This is a genomic window from Pseudomonas sp. NFACC43 (assembly GCF_900119645.1).
GTDB lineage: Bacteria > Pseudomonadota > Gammaproteobacteria > Pseudomonadales > Pseudomonadaceae > Aquipseudomonas.
In genome coordinates this window covers 154,657-171,651 of record NZ_FPKK01000003.1, presented here as the reverse complement: position 1 = coordinate 171,651, position 16,995 = coordinate 154,657, and the positions used below count along the sequence as shown (strand labels likewise).

Here is a 16,995-nt window from a genome sequence, read left to right as displayed (position 1 = left end):
GGCGGCTTTCTGGCCGGGCCTGTCCTTCGCTTCTTCACATTCAAAAGGAAATCCGATGAGTGCCGATCTGATTCTGTTCAATGGCCAGTTCCATACCGTCGACCGTGAAAAGCCCCGCGCCAGTGCGGTCGCCATCAGCCAGGGCAAATTCGTCGCGGTGGGCACCGACGCCGAGGCCATGGCCCTGCGCGGCAGCGCTACCCAGGTCATCGACCTCAAGGGACGCACGGTCATTCCCGGGCTCAATGACTCGCACCTGCACCTGATCCGCGGTGGCCTGAACTACAACCTGGAACTGCGCTGGGAAGGCGTGCCGTCCCTGGCCGATGCCCTGCGCATGCTCAAGGACCAGGCCGACCGCACACCGACGCCGCAATGGGTGCGGGTCGTGGGGGGCTGGAACGAGTTCCAGTTCGCCGAAAAGCGCATGCCCACCCTGGAAGAGCTCAACCAGGCTGCGCCCGACACCCCGGTGTTCGTCCTGCACCTGTACGATCGTGCCTTGCTCAACCGCGCTGCGCTGCGGGTAGCCGGCTATACCCGTGACACGCCGAACCCCCCGGGCGGCGAGATCGTCCGCGACAGCAAGGGCGAACCCACCGGCATGCTGGTGGCGCGCCCCAACGCGATGATCCTCTATTCGACCCTGGCCAAGGGTCCGAAGCTGCCCCTGGAGTACCAGGTCAACTCCACCCGCCAGTTCATGCGTGAACTCAATCGCCTGGGGCTGACCAGTGCCATCGACGCCGGCGGTGGCTTCCAGAACTACCCGGACGATTACGCGGTCATCGAACAGCTGGCCCGTGAGCAGCAGTTGACGGTGCGCATCGCCTACAACCTGTTCACCCAGAAACCCAAGGAAGAACTCACCGACTTCAAGAACTGGACCGGCAGCGTCAAGCTGCACCAGGGTGATGACTTCCTGCGGCATAACGGCGCCGGCGAAATGCTGGTGTTCTCGGCGGCGGACTTCGAAGACTTCCTGGAGCCGCGCCCGGACCTGCCGCCCGGCATGGAGCAGGACCTGGAACCGGTGGTGCGCCATCTGGTGGAGCAACGCTGGCCGTTCCGCCTGCATGCCACCTATGACGAATCCATCAGCCGCATGCTCGATGTGTTCGAGAAGGTCAACCGCGACATCCCGTTCAACGGCCTGCCGTGGTTCTTCGACCATGCCGAGACCATCACGCCGAAGAACATCGAGCGCGTCCGGGCGCTGGGTGGTGGCATTGCGATCCAGGACCGCATGGCGTTCCAGGGTGAATATTTCGTCGACCGCTACGGTGCCAAGGCCGCCGAAGCCACGCCGCCGATCAAGCGCATGCTGGCCGAAGGCGTGCCGGTAGGCGCAGGCACCGACGCCACGCGCGTCTCCAGCTACAACCCCTGGACCTCGCTGTACTGGATGGTCAGCGGTCGCACGGTGGGCGGCCTGGCCTTGCACGAGCAAGGGCTGCCGCGCCTGACCGCGCTGGAGCTGTTCACCCATGGCAGCGCCTGGTTCTCATCGGAGCAAGGCAAGAAAGGCCAGATCAAGGTCGGCCAACTGGCGGACCTGGCGGCATTGAGCGCGGACTTCTTCAGCGTCGAGGAAGAGGCCATCAAGTGGATCGAGTCGGTGTTGACGGTGGTCGACGGCAAGGTGGTGTATGCCGCCGGCGATTTCGAAAAACTCGGCCCTGCCAGCGTCCCGGTGCTGCCGGACTGGTCGCCGGTGGTCAAGGTGCCCGGCCACTGGCGGCCGACCTCGCCGCTGCAGGCGCAGGTCCACCAGTGCAGTGGCCCTTGCGCGGTGCATTCCCACAGCCATGAACGCGCGCGGCTGTCGAACGTCCCGGTCAGCGATTTCCAAGGCTTCTGGGGCGCGTTCGGCTGCTCCTGCTTCGCCTTTTGACTAACAACCACTTTCCCTGTGGGAGCGAGCCTGCTCGCGAAGACGTCGGATCCTCCGGCATCGCCGCAAGCTGATACACCGCTTTGGCGAGCAGGCTCGCTCCCACAGGTTTTCGTCATCATCCATCCAAAGGAGTCATCCCATGAGCAACGCCCCTGTCTACAACCGCCTGAACAAAGATGATGCAGTCGTCCTGCTGGTCGATCACCAGACCGGCCTGATTTCCCTGGTCCAGGACTTCTCGCCCAACGAGTTCAAGAACAACGTCCTGGCCCTGGGCGACCTAGCGAAGTTCTTCGGCCTGCCGACCATCCTGACCACCAGTTTCGAACAGGGCCCCAACGGTCCGCTGGTGCCGGAACTCAAGGAAATGTTCCCGGATGCGCCGTACATCCCGCGTCCAGGCCAGATCAATGCCTGGGACAACGAAGACTTCGTCAAGGCGATCAAGGCCACCGGTCGCAAGCAGTTGATCATTGCCGGCGTGGTGACCGACGTCTGCGTGGCGTTCCCGACACTGTCGGCCCTGGCCGAAGGCTTCGACGTGTTCGTCGTGACCGATGCTTCGGGCACCTTCAACGAAACCGTGCAGCAAGCCTCCTGGGCCCGCATGAGCGCCGCCGGTGCGCAGTTGATGAACTGGTTCTCGGTCGCCTGTGAGCTGCACCGCGACTGGCGCAACGACATCGAAGGCCTGGGCAACCTGCTGTCCCAGCGCATTCCGAACTACCGTAACCTGATGAACAGCTACGCGGCGCAGACCGCCAGGTAAGTCGTTTCCAGGCTGAACAGGTGCCCGCCAATGTGCGGGCATCTTTTTGTCTGGCTATCTGGCCTATATTGCCTGTGGCCAGGGGATTGATCCCCGTGGGGGTGCGCAGCTGCCCCAAAAGCCGGCCAACCGGTTGTGTCAGAATGTTCCTTGAACTAAATGCGGGGTCTGCTGCGCAGCCCAGCGGGGATAAATCCCCTCGCCACAGTTCGTGTTCGGCAAAAATCTTCCGTCTACTTGGAGAGCAATGAATCCTTTCGAAGAAATGCGCATCTTTGCCCAGGTCATGGAGTCAGGCAGTTTCACGGCAGCGGCGGACAAGCTGGGGCTGTCCAAGCAGTTCGTCAGCCGCAAGCTCATGGCCCTGGAACAGCGGCTCGGTGTCAGGCTGCTCAATCGCTCGACGCGGCGCCTGGATGTCACGCCCCTGGGCCAGCGTTATTACGAAGCGGCCCTGCGCCTGCTCGGTGAAATCGAACAGGTGGAGCAGGGCATCAGCGGCCAGACCAGCGAGCCTCGCGGCACCCTGCGCCTGAGCGCGCCGCTGTCGTTCGCCGTGGCGCACCTGGGCAGCCTGCTGCCGCTGTTTCTGCAGCGTTACGGGGAAGTCAGCGTGGAGGTGGACCTGAGCGATCGTTCCGTGGACCTGTTAGGGGAGGGCTATGACCTCGCGCTGCGGATCGGAGAGCTGGAAGACTCGACCCTGATCGCGCGGCGCATCGCTACCATCGAACGGGTCTATTGCGCCAGCCCGGCGTACCTGGCCCGGCGCGGCACACCCACGCGACCCGAAGACCTGCGCGGGCATGACTGCCTGCCATATGGCCACAGCCGGCAGGTCCAGTGGCGATTCGCGGCGGGCGGCAAGCCGCAGGTGCTGGAGGTGGCTGGGCGCATGCGGGCCAATAATGGCGATCTACTCAGGGACGCCGCTATCGCCGGCATGGGTATCACCTACCTGCCGACGTTCATTCTGGGGGATGCGCTGAAGGATGGACGATTGGTCCAGGTTCTCGAAGGCTTCGAGACCGCGCCCCTGGCGCTGTCGGCGGTGTATCCGCAACATCGGCAGAGCTCGCGCCCGGTGCAGGCGCTGGTGGACTTCCTGCGCGAATACATGCAGTGATCGAGCGAACGCGTTCAGCCGTCCAGGCGACGGCTGAAGCATTCGTGGCCGGTCAGGCAGCGAGGTTGGCGCTGCTCATTTCTTTCTTGTATTGCGCTTTCAGGGTTTCCATCTGCTCACCCAAGGCATCCAGCTTGGCTTTGCCCAGCAGTTTCTTGGCCTGAGGGAACATTTCCTTCTCTTCTTCTTCGATGTGGTGTTCAAGCAGTTCCTTGACCACTTTCACCCGTCCCGCGAATTCCGGCTTGGAAGGATCGGTGGCTTTCAGGTCCGGCAACACCAGGGAGTCGACGGTGCGGTGTTCCTCCTTGGCCTCGTAGTACATCTCCACCTCTTCCTTGCCCCCGGCCTGTTTGTAAGCGGGATACAGGATTTCTTCTTCCAGCCGGGTGTGGATGGTGATTTCCATCTCCAGCTTCGCCAACAGGTCGGTGCGCTTCTTGACGCCGCGTTCGGTGGACTCGCTCAGTTGGGCAAGAATGCCCTTGACGCGCTCATGGTCGGCTTTCAACAGATCGATGGCGTTCATATACAGCTCCTCGGCAATTCACGGTTGCGGGCCGACTTCAAGCGTCGACGCCGCGTTACAGGAGGATTGCATGGGGCGTGCCAGTCGTTGATCTCTTGAAAAGCCTTTAAAAACAGTGGGTTGTATTTGATCTGGATTTCAGCGTCGTGCAGCCTGCATGAAGCGGGGAAAAGCACCTTGCACTTTGCGCTGTCCGCCAATCGCTCCCTGCCTGATCGGGTGGGTGGCCCGATTCGCTAAGGCGTTTCGAGCAGGTGCCGAACCTTGGCGGCAATGGCCAGGCAGGAAGTCAGCCCTGGCGATTCGATACCGAACAGGTTGATCAGGCCCGGTACCCCGTGCTCGGCCTCGCTGCTGATGAGGAAGTCCCGGGCAGGTTCGCCGGGAGCGGAAATTTTCGGGCGGATACCGCTGTAGGCCGGTTGCAGGCTCTGGTCCGGCAGGCCTGGCCAGTAATCGCGAATCGCCGGATAAAAAACCTCGGCCCGGGCCGGATCGACCCGGTAGTCCTCGTGGTCGACCCATTCCACGTCAGGGCCGAAGCGGGCCTGGCCCGCCATGTCCAGGGTCATGTGGGTACCCAGGCCGGCGGCTTGCGGAGCCGGGTAGATCAAGTGGCGGAACGGCGCGCGCCCGGCAAGGCTGAAGTAGTTGCCCTTGCACAGGTAGTCATCGGGCACCGTCTGCGCTGGCAAGCCTTCCATGCGCCGGGCAAGGGCAGGCGCGTGCAAGCCGGTGGCATTGATCAGCAGGCGACAGGACAGGCTCATCTGTGCCGAGCCGCCTACCTCCAGGGTGAAATGCCCGGCTTCGATGCGAACCCCAAGTAGCGGTGAATGGAACGCAACGTCCGCCCCGGCCGCTTGGGCATCGCCCTGCAACGCCAGCATCAGGCCATGGGAATCCACGATGCCGGTGGAGGGCGAGTACAGCGCGGCGACACAGGCCAGCGCCGGTTCCAGGGCCAGTGCCTGCGTCCGGTCGAGCAGGCGCAAGTCGTCCACCCCATTGGCCAGCCCGCGTTCGAGCAGTGTCTGGAGGCCGGCCAATTGCGCCTGGTCTCTGGCGACGATCAATTTGCCGAGGCGTCGGGTGGCCACGCCATGGCTTTCACAATAAGCGTACAGCCGGTGTCGACCTTCGACACACAACTGCGCCTTGAGGCTGCCCGGCGGGTAGTAGATGCCGGCATGAATGACCTCGGAGTTTCGCGAGCTGATGCCCATGCCGACGGCGGCACCGGATTCGATCACCAGCACTTCATGGCCGGCGCGGGCCATCTCCCGCGCCACGGCCAGGCCGACGACCCCTGCGCCTGCCACTACGCATTGGATATCCACACGCAACCTCGATTCTCCTTCAATAGGGAAAGACCTGAGCGCGTTCAGGGTAGCCTCGCCCGGGGAAGGGGGGAAGCGTGGAGGTGACGAAAACATGGATGTGATTAAACTGGCCGGACTCAACGAGGCGTACGGGCTGCGCATTTGGGCCGCGCGTTCCCTACGTTGCCCGTACGTACCCTAGGCGATCGACTTGCCGATCGGGCCTTTTGTCTGACCTTGTCCACGGAGAATCCCCGATGCCTCGTTTTGCAGCCAACCTCAGCATGCTGTACCCGCAACATGATTTCCTGGAGCGTTTCGCGGCTGCGGCGGCCGATGGTTTTTCGGCTGTCGAGTACCTGTTCCCCTATGACCACACCCCTCAGGTGCTCAAGCAGAGGCTCGATGACAACGGCCTTGTCCAGGTGCTGTTCAACGCGCCACCCGGGGATTGGGCCGCGGGGGAGCGGGGGATCGTGTCGTTGCCGGGACGTGAGCAGGAATTTCGCGAGGGTTTCGAGCGTGCCCTGGATTATGCCGCGGTACTGGGCAACTCCAGGATTCATGTCATGGCCGGCGTGCTCCCGTCCGAAGCCGAGCGGGCGCGATATCACGCGGTGTATCTGGAGAACCTCGCCCATGCCACGGCCCAGGCCGCGAAAGCCGGGATCACTGTGCTGCTCGAACCGATCAATACCCGGGACATGCCTGGCTTTTTCCTGAATCGCCAGGACCAGGCCCAGGCCATCTGCCGGGAAGTGGGGGCCGACAACCTCAAGGTCCAGTTCGACTGCTACCACTGCCAGATTGTCGAAGGTGACCTGGCGAGCAAACTGCGGCGCGACTTCAACCGCATCGGCCATGTCCAGATTGCCGGCGTGCCGGACCGCCACGAGCCGGACCTTGGAGAAGTCAATTATCCCTTTGTGTTCGAGCTGCTGGATGAGTTGGGCTATGACGGCTGGGTCGGATGCGAATATCGGCCGCGCGGCGATACTTCGGTGGGTCTGCAGTGGCTGCGGGACTGGAAGGCACGCTGACGCTTGTGGAGCGCGCCTGCTCGCCATGGCGGACTGATTCCAATGACCGATCACTGCGCCAGATCACACCTGGAGCAACCTTGGCGGTGGCAGCGGTCTGTGCCCGGTGACTGGAAGGGCAGGGCCGTGGTAGTGGTGCACTTGGCCGCGAAACCGCGGTAGGCGGACGAGGCGTAAAGCCGAACGACGCTTTTCTCGGGCATAAAAAAACCGTATCTCGCGATACGGTTTTTCTTCAAGCGAACAGCATTCGCGATCAGCCCGTCAGGCCCGCCTGCTGAACCAGGGTCAGCAATGGCTGTGGGTAGACGCCGAGGAAGAACGCCAATACGGCGATGGCCAGCAGCATCACGCCGCCTGCCTTCTGTTCCCAGTGCAACTCGGCATCGTGACGACGCAGGTTCGGTTCCATCAGGTACAGGGTGACCATGACGCGCAGGTAGTAGAACACGCCGATGGCACTGCCCAGCACCAGGGAGCCGACCAGCCACCATTGGTGAGCCTCGACGCCGGTGGCGATGATGTAGAACTTGCCGATGAAGCCGGCGGTCAGCGGGATACCGGCCAGGGACAGCATCATCACGGTGAGCACGGCGGTCAGGTACGGACGGCGCCAGAACAGGCCGCGGTATTCGTACAGGGCGTCGGCGTCGCGGCCGTTGTACGGCGAGGACATCAGGGTGATCACGCCGAACGCGCCAAGGCTGGTGATCACGTAGGTGACCAGGTACACGCCAATGGCTTCCACGGCCAGGCCTTTGCTGGCGATCAGGGCGATCAGCAGGTAGCCGAAGTGGGCGATGGACGAGTAACCCAGCAGACGCTTGAGGTTGCTCTGGGTCAGGGCCAGCAGGTTACCGAACAGGATCGAGGCGATGGCAATGATGGTCAGCACGTTGCTCATGACGCCACTGCTGGCCACCGGAGAGATCTGGAACAGACGCACCATCACGGCGAACACCGCCACCTTGGAAGCTGTGGCCAGAAACGCCGCCACCGGGGCCGGGGCGCCTTCGTAGACGTCCGGGGTCCAGAGGTGGAAGGGCACCAGCGACAGCTTGAACGCCAGGCCGATCAGCATCATGCCCAGGCCCAGTTGCGCGACCGGGCTGGGCAGGCCGGTGGCCGCCAGGGCCTGGCCGATACCGACGAAGCTCAAGGTGCCGGCTTCGGCGTAGAGCAGGGCCATGCCGAACAACAGGAACGCAGAGCCGGCCGCCGACAGCACCATGTACTTGATGCCGGCTTCCAGGGAGCGCTTGTTGAAGAAGGCATAGGCCACCAGGCCGTACACAGGCACCGACAGCAGCTCCAGGCCGATGAACAGGCTGGCCAGGTGCTGGGCGCTGACCAGGACCAGGCCACCGGCGGCGGCCATGAGGATCAGCAGGTACAGCTCTTCGCGGTTGCCCGGGTAGCCCGAACCGCCATCGCCCAGGTAGGCGTGGGCGAGGGTGACACAGGCCAGGGTGGCGACCAGGATCAGCGCCATGTACAGGCAGGCGAAGCTGTCGATCTGCAACAGCGGGGTGACCGTCAGCGGGGCGACTTTCAGGGCCGGCAGGATCGACAGCAAGGCCAGGTTCAGCCCCGCCACCGACAGCAGGAAGGTCTGGGAGTGATTGCGGCGCCAGGCGATCGCCAGCATCACCACGAGGATCGTGGCGCTGGTGATCAACAGCGGCGCAAGCGCGATAAAGTGTTGAATCGTGAATTCCATAGCGCTCTTACCGGGCCGAAGCGAGTTGAGAGAAGGCGGTGCCGAGCCACTGCTGCACGCCATGCATCGTGGCGGCAGAGGTGTCGAGGAACGGTTGCGGGTAGACGCCGAGGTAAATCAGCAACACCGCAAGGCCAAGCACCATGATCAGTTCGCGACCGTCCATGCCGCGCAGCACTTCGTCCGACCTGGACGGGCCGAAGTAGGCGCGGTGGATCATGATCAGCGAGTAGACCGAACCGAACACCAGGCCGGAGGTGGCGATGGCGATGATCCACGGCGAACTGACGAAGGTGCCGATCAGGATCAGGAACTCGCCGACGAAGTTGCCGGTACCCGGCAGGCCCAGGGAAGCGGCCGCGAAGAACAGGCTGATGGCCGGCAGGTAGGCGATGCGCGACCACAGGCCACCCATTTCACGCATATCCCGGGTGTGCAGGCGCTCGTACAACTGGCCGCTGAGGATAAACAGCGCCGCCGCGGACAGGCCGTGGGCCAGCATCTGGATCACCGCGCCCTGCAGGGCCAGCTGGCTGCCGGAATAGATACCGATCAGCACGAAGCCCATGTGCGAGACGCTGGAGAAGGCGATCAGGCGCTTGATGTCGGTCTGGGCGAAGGCCAGGAACGCACCGTAGAAGATCCCGATCAGGCCGAGGGTCATCGCGATCGGCGCGAACTCGGCCGAGGCGTTGGGGAACATCGGCAACGCGAAGCGCAGCAGGCCATAGGCCGCCGTCTTGAGCAGGATACCCGCCAGGTCCACGGAACCTGCGGTCGGTGCCTGGGCGTGGGCATCCGGCAGCCAGGAGTGCAACGGTACCACCGGCAGCTTCACCGCGAAGGCGATGAAGAAGCCCAGCATCAGCACGTACTCGGTGGTGCGCGACATCTGCACTTTCAACAGGTCGGCGTAGTTGAAGGTGATCACGCCGGTGTTGTTGAAGTTGACCAGCACCAGACCGAGGATCGCCACCAGCATGATCAGGCCGGAAGCCTGGGTGAAGATGAAGAACTTGGTCGCCGCGTAGATCCGGGTTTTCTTGCCGTCCGCCGAGCTATGACCCCAGAGCGCGATGAGGAAGTACATCGGCACCAGCATCATTTCCCAGAAGAAGAAGAACATGAACAGGTCCAGCGCGAGGAACACGCCGACGACGCCGCCCAGGATCCACATCAGGTTCAGGTGGAAGAAGCCCACATGGCGCTGGATCTCTTTCCAGGAGCAGAGCACCGAGAGGATACCCAGCAGGCCGGTCAGCAGGATCATCAGCAGCGACAGGCCGTCGAGGGCCAGGTGCACGCTGATGCCGAAGCGCTCGATCCACAGGTGCTTGAATTCAAGCGCCCAGGTCGGATCGGCGCCGGGGGCCGGAGCGAATGAATAGTCGCCGGTCGCCCACAGCCAGAGGCCGAGCGCGAGTTCCAGGGACATGGTCAGCAGCGCGATCCAGCGCGGGAGGGTGGAGCTGGAACGCTCCGCCATCCAGCACAGCAGGCCGCCGATAAAAGGGATCAGGATTAGCCAGGGCAGAATCATGACGGGCTCGTTTCCTTTCGCAAGTTCGCAAGGTTCATATCAGACCGCTACCAGCACGATGGCGCCGATAACCAGCACGGCGCCAGCCGCCATGGAAGCCGCATACCAACGCAGTTGACCGGTCTCGGTACGGCTCAGGGCGGTGTGGCCGCCCTTGGCCATGCGCGGGATCAGGCCAATGGTCTGGTCGAGCGGGTCTTTGCGCAGAATGTGGCTGATCGCAAGGTATGGCTTGACGAACAGTTTGTCGTAGATCCAGTCGAAGCCCCAGGCAGCGAACCACCAGGCCGAAAGGACACGGCCGAGGCCGCTGTTGGCGATCGCGGTCACGAAGCGACGCTTGCCCAGGAACAAGAGGGCGGACAGCAGGATACCCGCCAGGGCGATGGCGCCCGAGGCGATTTCCAGGCTGTGCTTGGCTTCGCCGCCTGCATGGCCGACGCTTTGTGGCAGCACGCCGGCAAGCGGTGGGGTGATCAGGGCGCCGACGAAAGTCGACAGCACGATCAGTACCGACAGCGGCAGCCAGTGGGCGATGCCGTGGCCGGCGTGGGCTTCGGTCTTGGCTTCACCATGGAACGCGATGAAGATCAGGCGGAAGGTGTACAGCGAGGTCATGAACGCACCCACCAGGCCTGCGTAGAGCAGCCCCTGGTTGCCGCTGGCGAACGCTTCCCAGAGGATTTCGTCCTTGGAGTAGAAGCCGGCGGTCACCAGTGGCAGGGCCGCCAGGGCCGCGCCACCGACGATGAAGCTGGCGTAGGCCAGTGGCAGTTTTTTCCACAGGCCGCCCATCTTGAAGATGTTCTGCTCGTGGTGGCAGGCAACGATCACCGCACCGGAGGCCAGGAACAGCAGGGCCTTGAAGAACGCGTGGGTCATCAGGTGGAAGATCGCGCCTTCCCAGGCACCGACACCCAGGGCCAGGAACATGTAGCCGATCTGGCTCATGGTGGAGTAGGCGAGGATCCGCTTGATGTCGGTCTGCACCAGGGCGGCGAAACCGGCCAGCACCAGGGTCACGCCGCCGACGATGCCCACCAGGTGCAGGATGTCCGGCGCCAGGGCGAACAGGCCGTGGGTACGGGCGATCAGGTACACGCCCGCGGTCACCATGGTTGCCGCGTGGATCAGGGCCGAGACCGGGGTAGGGCCGGCCATCGCGTCCGCCAGCCAGGTCTGCAGCGGCAGCTGTGCGGATTTGCCGACGGCACCACCGAGCAGCATCAGGGTCGCCAGGACGATCCAGAAGTCGCCGGCCTTGAAGTGCTCGGGAGCACGGACCAGCAGTTCCTGGATGTTCAGCGTGCCCAGCTGCTGGAACAGGATGAACAGGCCGATGGCCATGAACACGTCGCCGATCCGGGTCACGATGAATGCCTTCAGCGCCGCGTTGCCGTTGTTGCGGTTGCTGTAGTAGAAACCGATCAACAGGTACGAGCACAGGCCCACGCCTTCCCAGCCGAAGTACACGAACAGCAGGTTATCGCCGAGCACCAGGAACAGCATGCTGGCGATGAACAGGTTGGTGTAGGCGAAGAAACGCGAGTAACCGGCTTCACCGCGCATGTACCAGGAAGCGAACAGGTGGATCAGGAAACCCACGCCGACCACCACGCCGAGCATGGTCACCGACAGGCCGTCCAGATACAGGGTGAAGCTCGGCGTGAAGCCTTCCACCGCCATCCACTGCCACAGCACCTGCGCGTACGCGCCACCTTGCGGCGGGGCGACGTTGAACTGCCAGATCACGTAGGCCGTGACGATGGCGGACAGGCCGATGGAACCGACGCCGATCAATGCCGAGAGGTTTTCCGAGAAGCGGCCCCGCGAGAACGACAGCAGCAGGAAGCCGATGAGGGGGAATACGAAAGTCAGGAAGAGTAGGTTCATCCGCGCATCTCGCTGGCAGCGTCGATATCGAGAGTGTGGAAGCGGCGATGCAGCTGCAGCAGAATCGCCAGGCCGATACTGGCCTCGGCGGCTGCCAGGCTGATCACCAGGATGAACATGACTTGTCCATCCGGTTGCGCCCAGCGAGCGCCCGCGACGATGAAGGCCAGGGCGGAGGCATTCATCATGACCTCCAGGCTCATCAGCACGAACAGAATGTTGCGGCGGACCATCAGGCCGACCAGACCGAGACAGAACAGGATGCCGGCAACCGCCAGACCATGCTCGAGAGGGATAGCAGGCATGTGATTACTCCTTCGCCTCGTTACGGCCCAAATGGAACGCCGTGACGGCTGCGGCGAGCAGCAGCATCGAGGCGAGTTCGACCACCAGCAGGTACGGGCCGAACAGGCTGATGCCCACGGCCTTGGCGTCCACGGTGGTTTGACCGATGGCCTGGCCGCTCTGGTGAGCGAACAGCACATACAGCAGTTCACCCAGCAGCAGGGCGGCGAGGATCACCGGCCCGGCCCAGATGCCCGGCTTGAGCCAGGAGCGCTCCTGCTGGACCGAGGCAGGGCCCAGGTTCAGCATCATCACCACGAACACGAAAAGCACCATGATGGCGCCGGCGTAGGCGATCACTTCCAGGGCACCGGCGAACGGTGCGCCGAGGCTGAAGAACGTCATGGCCACGGCGATGAGCGAAATGATCAGGTAGAGCAGGGCGTGCACGGGGTTGGTGTTGGTGACCACTCGAAGCGTGGACACCACCGCGATACCCGATGCGAAATAGAAAGCGAATTCCATCTTTCTTCCTTAAGGCAGCAAGCTCTTCACGTTGATCGGCTCGGCTTCGTTCTGCGCGGCACCTTTCGGCTTACCGGCAATGGCCATACCTGCAACACGATAGAAGTTGTAATCAGGGTTTTTACCGGGACCGGAAATCAGCAGGTCTTCTTTCTCGTACACCAGGTCCTGACGTTTGAAGTCGGCCATTTCGAAATCCGGCGTGAGCTGGATCGCGGTGGTCGGGCAGGCTTCTTCGCAAAGGCCGCAGAAGATGCAACGCGAGAAGTTGATGCGGAAGAAGTCCGGGTACCAGCGACCGTCTTCGGTCTCGGCTTTCTGCAGCGAGATGCAGCCTACCGGGCAAGCCACGGCGCACAGGTTGCAGGCCACGCAGCGTTCCTCGCCGTCGGGGTCGCGGGTCAGGACGATGCGGCCACGGTAGCGAGGTGCCAGGTAGACCGCTTCTTCGGGGTATTGCAGGGTGTCGCGCTTGCGGAAGCCATGGCCGAAGATCATGACCAGGCTCCGCAGTTGGGTACCGGTACCCTTAACGATGTCGCCAATATATTTGAACATGGGTCAAATCCTCACTGAACCGCGGCCGCAGGCGTGTTCAACAACACGATCGCAGCGGTCACCAGCAAATTGATCAGGGTCAGTGGCAGGCAGAATTTCCAGCTGAAGTCCATCACCTGGTCGTAGCGTGGGCGCGGGATCGAGGCGCGCAGCAGGACGAACAGCATGATGAAGAACGCGGTCTTCAGGGCGAACCACACGAAGGACAGTTGCGGCAGGATGCCGAACGGACCATGCCAGCCGCCGAAGAACAGCGTGACCAGCAGTGCCGAGATCAGGACGATGCCGATGTATTCACCGACGAAGAACATGCCCCATTTCATGCCGGCGTATTCGATGTGGTAACCATCGGCCAGTTCCTGTTCCGCTTCCGGCTGGTCGAAGGGGTGACGGTGAGTCACGGCCACGCCAGCGACGAAGAACGTACAGAAGCCGAAGAACTGCGGAATGATGAACCACAGGTTCTGCGCCTGGTACTCGACGATGTCGCGCATGTTGAACGAACCGGCCTGGACCACGACGCCCATCAGCGCCAGACCCATGAACACTTCGTAGGACACGGTCTGGGCCGAAGCACGCAGGCTGCCCAGCAGGGCGAACTTGTTGTTGCTCGACCAACCGGCGAACAGCACCGCATACACCGAAAGGCCGGCCATGGCGAAGAAGAACAGCAGGCCGATGTTCAGGTCCGCCACGCCCCAGGTCGGGGTGATCGGGATGATCGCGAAGGCGATCAGCAAGGCGCTCATGGCCACCACCGGTGCCAGGGTGAAGATCACCTTGTCGGCGAACGGTGGCGTCCAGTCTTCCTTGAAGAACATTTTGACCATGTCGGCGGCGATCTGGAACATGCCGAACGGGCCGACGCGGTTCGGACCGTAGCGGTCCTGCCACCAGCCCAGCAGGCGACGTTCGACGAAGCTCAGCAGTGCCCCGCAGACCACCACGGCCAGCAGGATCACGATGGCCTTGAGGACTGTCAGGATCACTTCGATCACTTCAGGGGTGAACCAGCTCATTGCGCTGCCTCCTGCAGACCATCGACGGTCTTGCCGAACACCGCCGGTGGGATACCCGCCAGGCCGGCCGGCAGGGCCACCAGGCCGGCGCCCAGTTGCTCATTGATACGCAGCGGCAGGCGCAAGGTCTGGCCAGCGACGTTCAGGCTCAGCAGGGCGCCGTCGTTGACGCCCAGGCGATCAGCCTCCGATTTGGCCAGAGACACGTAGGCGGCCGGGATGCGTTCCTGTACCGGAGCGGCCTTGGAAGAGTTCTCTTCGCTGCCGAACAGGTGATGGAACGGTACGACCTGCCAGGTGCCCGGGGCCGGATTGAAAGCGCGCGGTACATTGGCGAACCAGCCCAGGCCATCGCCCTGGCTTTCGATCAGGCGAGTGCCCGGATCGCCGGCACGCAGGTGACCACCGACCTCGTCCTGGAACTTGTTCCAGGCCTGGGGCGAGTTCCAGCCCGGCGACCAGGCGAACGGCACTTGCGAGCGCGGTTCGGCCGAGCCCGAGTAACCTTCCATCGAGAAGGCGAACGCGGTGTCCTTGTCCTGCGGGGTGCGCGGTTCGTGGACGCTGATGTTGGCGCGCATCGCGGTGCGGCCGGAATAACGCAGCGGTTCACGGGCCAGCTTCAAGCCCTTGATGCGGAACGAGGCGGACGGTGCGGCGTCGACGATGCCGGCCAGTTGAGCGGAGCTCGATGCGACTGCAGCCGTGACGTGGTCCAGTTGGGTCCAGTCGATCGGCTGGTTCAGCAGGGTGGCGCGCAGGGCATGCAGCCAGCGCCAGCCCTCGTGGACCAGGATGCTGGCGTCCAGGTATTGCGGGTCGAAGACCTGGAAGAAACGCTGGGCGCGACCTTCCTGGCTGACCAGCGTCCCGTCGCCTTCGGCGAAGCTCGCCGCCGGCAGCACCAGGTGGGCGCGGTCGGTGGTGGCGGTTTTCTGATGGTCGGCGACGATCACCACTTTCGCGGCATTCAACGCGGCGTCCACCTTGGCCTTGTCGGTGCGGGTGAACAGGTCGTTCTCCAGCACCACGATGGCATCGGCGCTGCCGTCGATCACGGCTTGCAGCGCCGCGTCCACCGACTCGCCGCCGAGCATGGCCAGGCCGAGGCTGTTGGCTTCGGGCACCACCAGGCTGATGGAGCCGTTCTTTTCCCGCAGCTTGAGGGCCTTGGCGATGTTGGCGGCCGCTTCGATCAGGGCCTTGGAGCCCAGGGAGGTACCGGCGATGACCAGCGGACGCTTGGCCGCCAGCAGGGCGTCGGCGATGCGCTGTACCAATGCGCCTGCTTCGCTGTCCAGGCCTTCGACGGCCGGGGCGCTGGCGTCCAGGGCGTGGGCCACGGCGAAACCGATGCGCGCCAGGTCGTCCGGAGCTGCATGGACGCATTCCTCGGCCACGTCATCGAGCTTGGTTTCGGCGAGGCTGGCGATGAACAGGGGGTTCAGCTCATGCTGGCCGATGTTCTTCACGGCAGCGTCGAGCCATGGCTGGACACGCATGGCGTCGGCCATCTCCTCGGCCTTGCCCTTGACCGACTGACGCAAGGCCAGGGCCATGCGGGCCGCGGTCTGGGTCAGGTCTTCACCGAGGACGAACACTGCGTCGTGGTCTTCGATGTCACGCATCGTCGGCACGGGCAGCGGGCTGTCCTTGAGCACTTGCAGCACCAGGCGGATGCGTTCCAGCTCGCCGGCTTCGATACCGCTGTAGAAGTGTTCGGTACCGACCAGCTCACGCAGCGCGTAGTTGCTTTCCAGGCTGGCCCGTGGCGAGCCGATGCCGACGATGTTGCGGCCGCGCAGCAGGTCGGCGGCCTTGTCCAGGGCTTCGTCCAGGCTCAGCTTGGTGCCGTCGGCCAGCAGCGGCTGGCGAGGGCGGTCCTTGCGGTTGACGTAGCCGTAGCCGAAACGGCCGCGGTCGCACAGGAAGTACTGGTTCACCGAACCGTTGTAGCGGTTTTCGATGCGACGCAGTTCGCCGTAGCGTTCGCCCGGGCTGATGTTGCAACCGCTGGAGCAGCCGTGGCAGATGCTTGGCGCGAACTGCATGTCCCACTTGCGGTTGTAGCGCTCGGAGTGGGTCTTGTCGGTGAACACACCGGTCGGGCAGACCTCGGTGAGGTTGCCGGAGAATTCGCTTTCCAGGGTGCCGTCTTCGACGCGACCGAAGTACACGTTGTCGTGGGCGCCGAACACGCCCAGGTCGGTGCCGCCGGCGTAGTCCTTGTAGAAGCGCACGCAGCGGTAGCAGGCGATGCAACGGTTCATCTCATGGGAAATGAACGGGCCCAGCTGCTGGTTCTGGTGGGTGCGCTTCTTGAAGCGATAACGGCGCTCGTTGTGACCGGTCATCACGGTCATGTCCTGCAAGTGGCAGTGACCACCTTCCTCGCAGACCGGGCAGTCGTGCGGGTGGTTGGTCATCAGCCATTCGACGACACTGGCGCGGAACGCCTTGGATTCCTCATCGTCGATGGAGATCCAGGTGTTGTCGGTGGCAGGGGTCATGCAGGACATGACGATGCGACCGCGGGTGTCGTTCTCGTCGGTGTACTGCTTGACTGCGCACTGGCGGCAGGCCCCGACGCTACCAAGCGCGGGGTGCCAGCAGAAATAAGGGATGTCGAGGCCTAGCGACAGACATGCCTGTAACAGGTTGTCTGCCCCATCGACTTCGAGCGCTTTGCCGTCTACGTGGATAGTGGCCATGGTTCAAAGTTCTTCGTTGGCCCGGTGTCAGCGGGCGTGGCTAATGGAATCTTGTCGTTCG

The 16,995-nt window shown here is 63.3% G+C and carries 14 protein-coding genes; 4 read left to right on the top strand and 10 right to left on the bottom strand.

Features of this window, described 5'->3' with window-relative positions; all coding sequences use genetic code 11:
- The first annotated feature begins 55 nt into the window (after nt 1-55).
- From BT179_RS07645 to BT179_RS07635, 3 genes are all read left to right on the top strand, one after another.
- Nucleotides 56-1,894, top strand: coding sequence for an amidohydrolase (locus BT179_RS07645; protein WP_072393070.1), 1,839 nt, complete (start codon nt 56-58; stop codon nt 1,892-1,894).
- 142 nt (nt 1,895-2,036) lie between these two features.
- Complete coding sequence (ycaC, locus tag BT179_RS07640) at nt 2,037-2,666, top strand: isochorismate family cysteine hydrolase YcaC (RefSeq protein WP_072392785.1); 630 nt, start codon at nt 2,037-2,039, stop codon at nt 2,664-2,666.
- A 247-nt stretch (nt 2,667-2,913) separates the two neighbouring features.
- Entirely contained in the window at nt 2,914-3,792 is an 879-nt protein-coding gene (locus BT179_RS07635; protein ID WP_072392788.1) for a LysR family transcriptional regulator, read from the top strand.
- A gap of 52 nt (nt 3,793-3,844) precedes the next feature.
- Here the strand turns inward: BT179_RS07635 and BT179_RS07630 are convergent, their stop codons facing one another.
- The gene (locus tag BT179_RS07630) at nt 3,845-4,321 is read right to left on the bottom strand and encodes a hemerythrin domain-containing protein (protein WP_072430643.1); all 477 of its coding nucleotides are present in this window, start codon (nt 4,319-4,321) and stop codon (nt 3,845-3,847) included.
- A gap of 236 nt (nt 4,322-4,557) precedes the next feature.
- A complete protein-coding gene (locus tag BT179_RS07625; protein WP_072430642.1) occupies nt 4,558-5,667 on the bottom strand; it encodes an NAD(P)/FAD-dependent oxidoreductase in 1,110 nt (369 codons plus the stop codon).
- 233 nt (nt 5,668-5,900) lie between these two features.
- Here BT179_RS07625 and otnI point away from each other — a divergent pair, with 233 nt between their 5' ends.
- Nucleotides 5,901-6,683: a 2-oxo-tetronate isomerase gene (otnI, locus tag BT179_RS07620; protein ID WP_072430641.1), complete on the top strand. Its 783-nt coding sequence runs from the start codon at nt 5,901-5,903 to the stop codon at nt 6,681-6,683.
- A 256-nt stretch (nt 6,684-6,939) separates the two neighbouring features.
- Here otnI and nuoN read toward each other — a convergent pair whose 3' ends face one another.
- Genes nuoN through nuoG form a run of 8 tightly spaced genes read right to left on the bottom strand, consistent with a single transcriptional unit; the run spans nt 6,940 to nt 16,934 of the window.
- Nucleotides 6,940-8,403: an NADH-quinone oxidoreductase subunit NuoN gene (gene nuoN / locus BT179_RS07615; protein ID WP_072392801.1), complete on the bottom strand. Its 1,464-nt coding sequence runs from the start codon at nt 8,401-8,403 to the stop codon at nt 6,940-6,942.
- Between the two features lie 7 nt (nt 8,404-8,410).
- Nucleotides 8,411-9,943: an NADH-quinone oxidoreductase subunit M gene (gene nuoM, locus BT179_RS07610; protein ID WP_072392804.1), complete on the bottom strand. Its 1,533-nt coding sequence runs from the start codon at nt 9,941-9,943 to the stop codon at nt 8,411-8,413.
- A gap of 39 nt (nt 9,944-9,982) precedes the next feature.
- Complete coding sequence (gene nuoL / locus BT179_RS07605) at nt 9,983-11,836, bottom strand: NADH-quinone oxidoreductase subunit L (RefSeq protein WP_072392807.1); 1,854 nt, start codon at nt 11,834-11,836, stop codon at nt 9,983-9,985.
- Nucleotides 11,833-12,141 carry an NADH-quinone oxidoreductase subunit NuoK gene (gene nuoK, locus BT179_RS07600; protein ID WP_072392810.1) on the bottom strand — a complete coding sequence of 103 codons (309 nt, stop codon included), beginning with the start codon at nt 12,139-12,141 and terminating at the stop codon, nt 11,833-11,835. Before nuoK ends, nuoL begins: the two co-directional genes overlap by 4 nt.
- Before the next feature lie 4 nt (nt 12,142-12,145).
- Nucleotides 12,146-12,646 (bottom strand): NADH-quinone oxidoreductase subunit J, encoded by a 501-nt coding sequence (gene nuoJ, locus BT179_RS07595; RefSeq protein ID WP_072392813.1) that lies wholly within the window; start codon nt 12,644-12,646, stop codon nt 12,146-12,148.
- 9 nt (nt 12,647-12,655) lie between these two features.
- On the bottom strand, nt 12,656-13,204 hold the full coding sequence (nuoI, locus tag BT179_RS07590; protein WP_072392816.1) for an NADH-quinone oxidoreductase subunit NuoI: 549 nt from the start codon (nt 13,202-13,204) through the stop codon (nt 12,656-12,658).
- 11 nt (nt 13,205-13,215) lie between these two features.
- Nucleotides 13,216-14,223 (bottom strand): NADH-quinone oxidoreductase subunit NuoH, encoded by a 1,008-nt coding sequence (gene nuoH / locus BT179_RS07585; RefSeq protein WP_072392820.1) that lies wholly within the window; start codon nt 14,221-14,223, stop codon nt 13,216-13,218.
- Nucleotides 14,220-16,934, bottom strand: a complete 2,715-nt coding sequence (gene nuoG / locus BT179_RS07580; RefSeq protein WP_072430640.1) for an NADH-quinone oxidoreductase subunit NuoG — start codon at nt 16,932-16,934, stop codon at nt 14,220-14,222. The genes nuoH and nuoG overlap by 4 nt, the downstream gene beginning before the upstream one ends.
- Nucleotides 16,935-16,995: the final 61 nt, after the last annotated feature.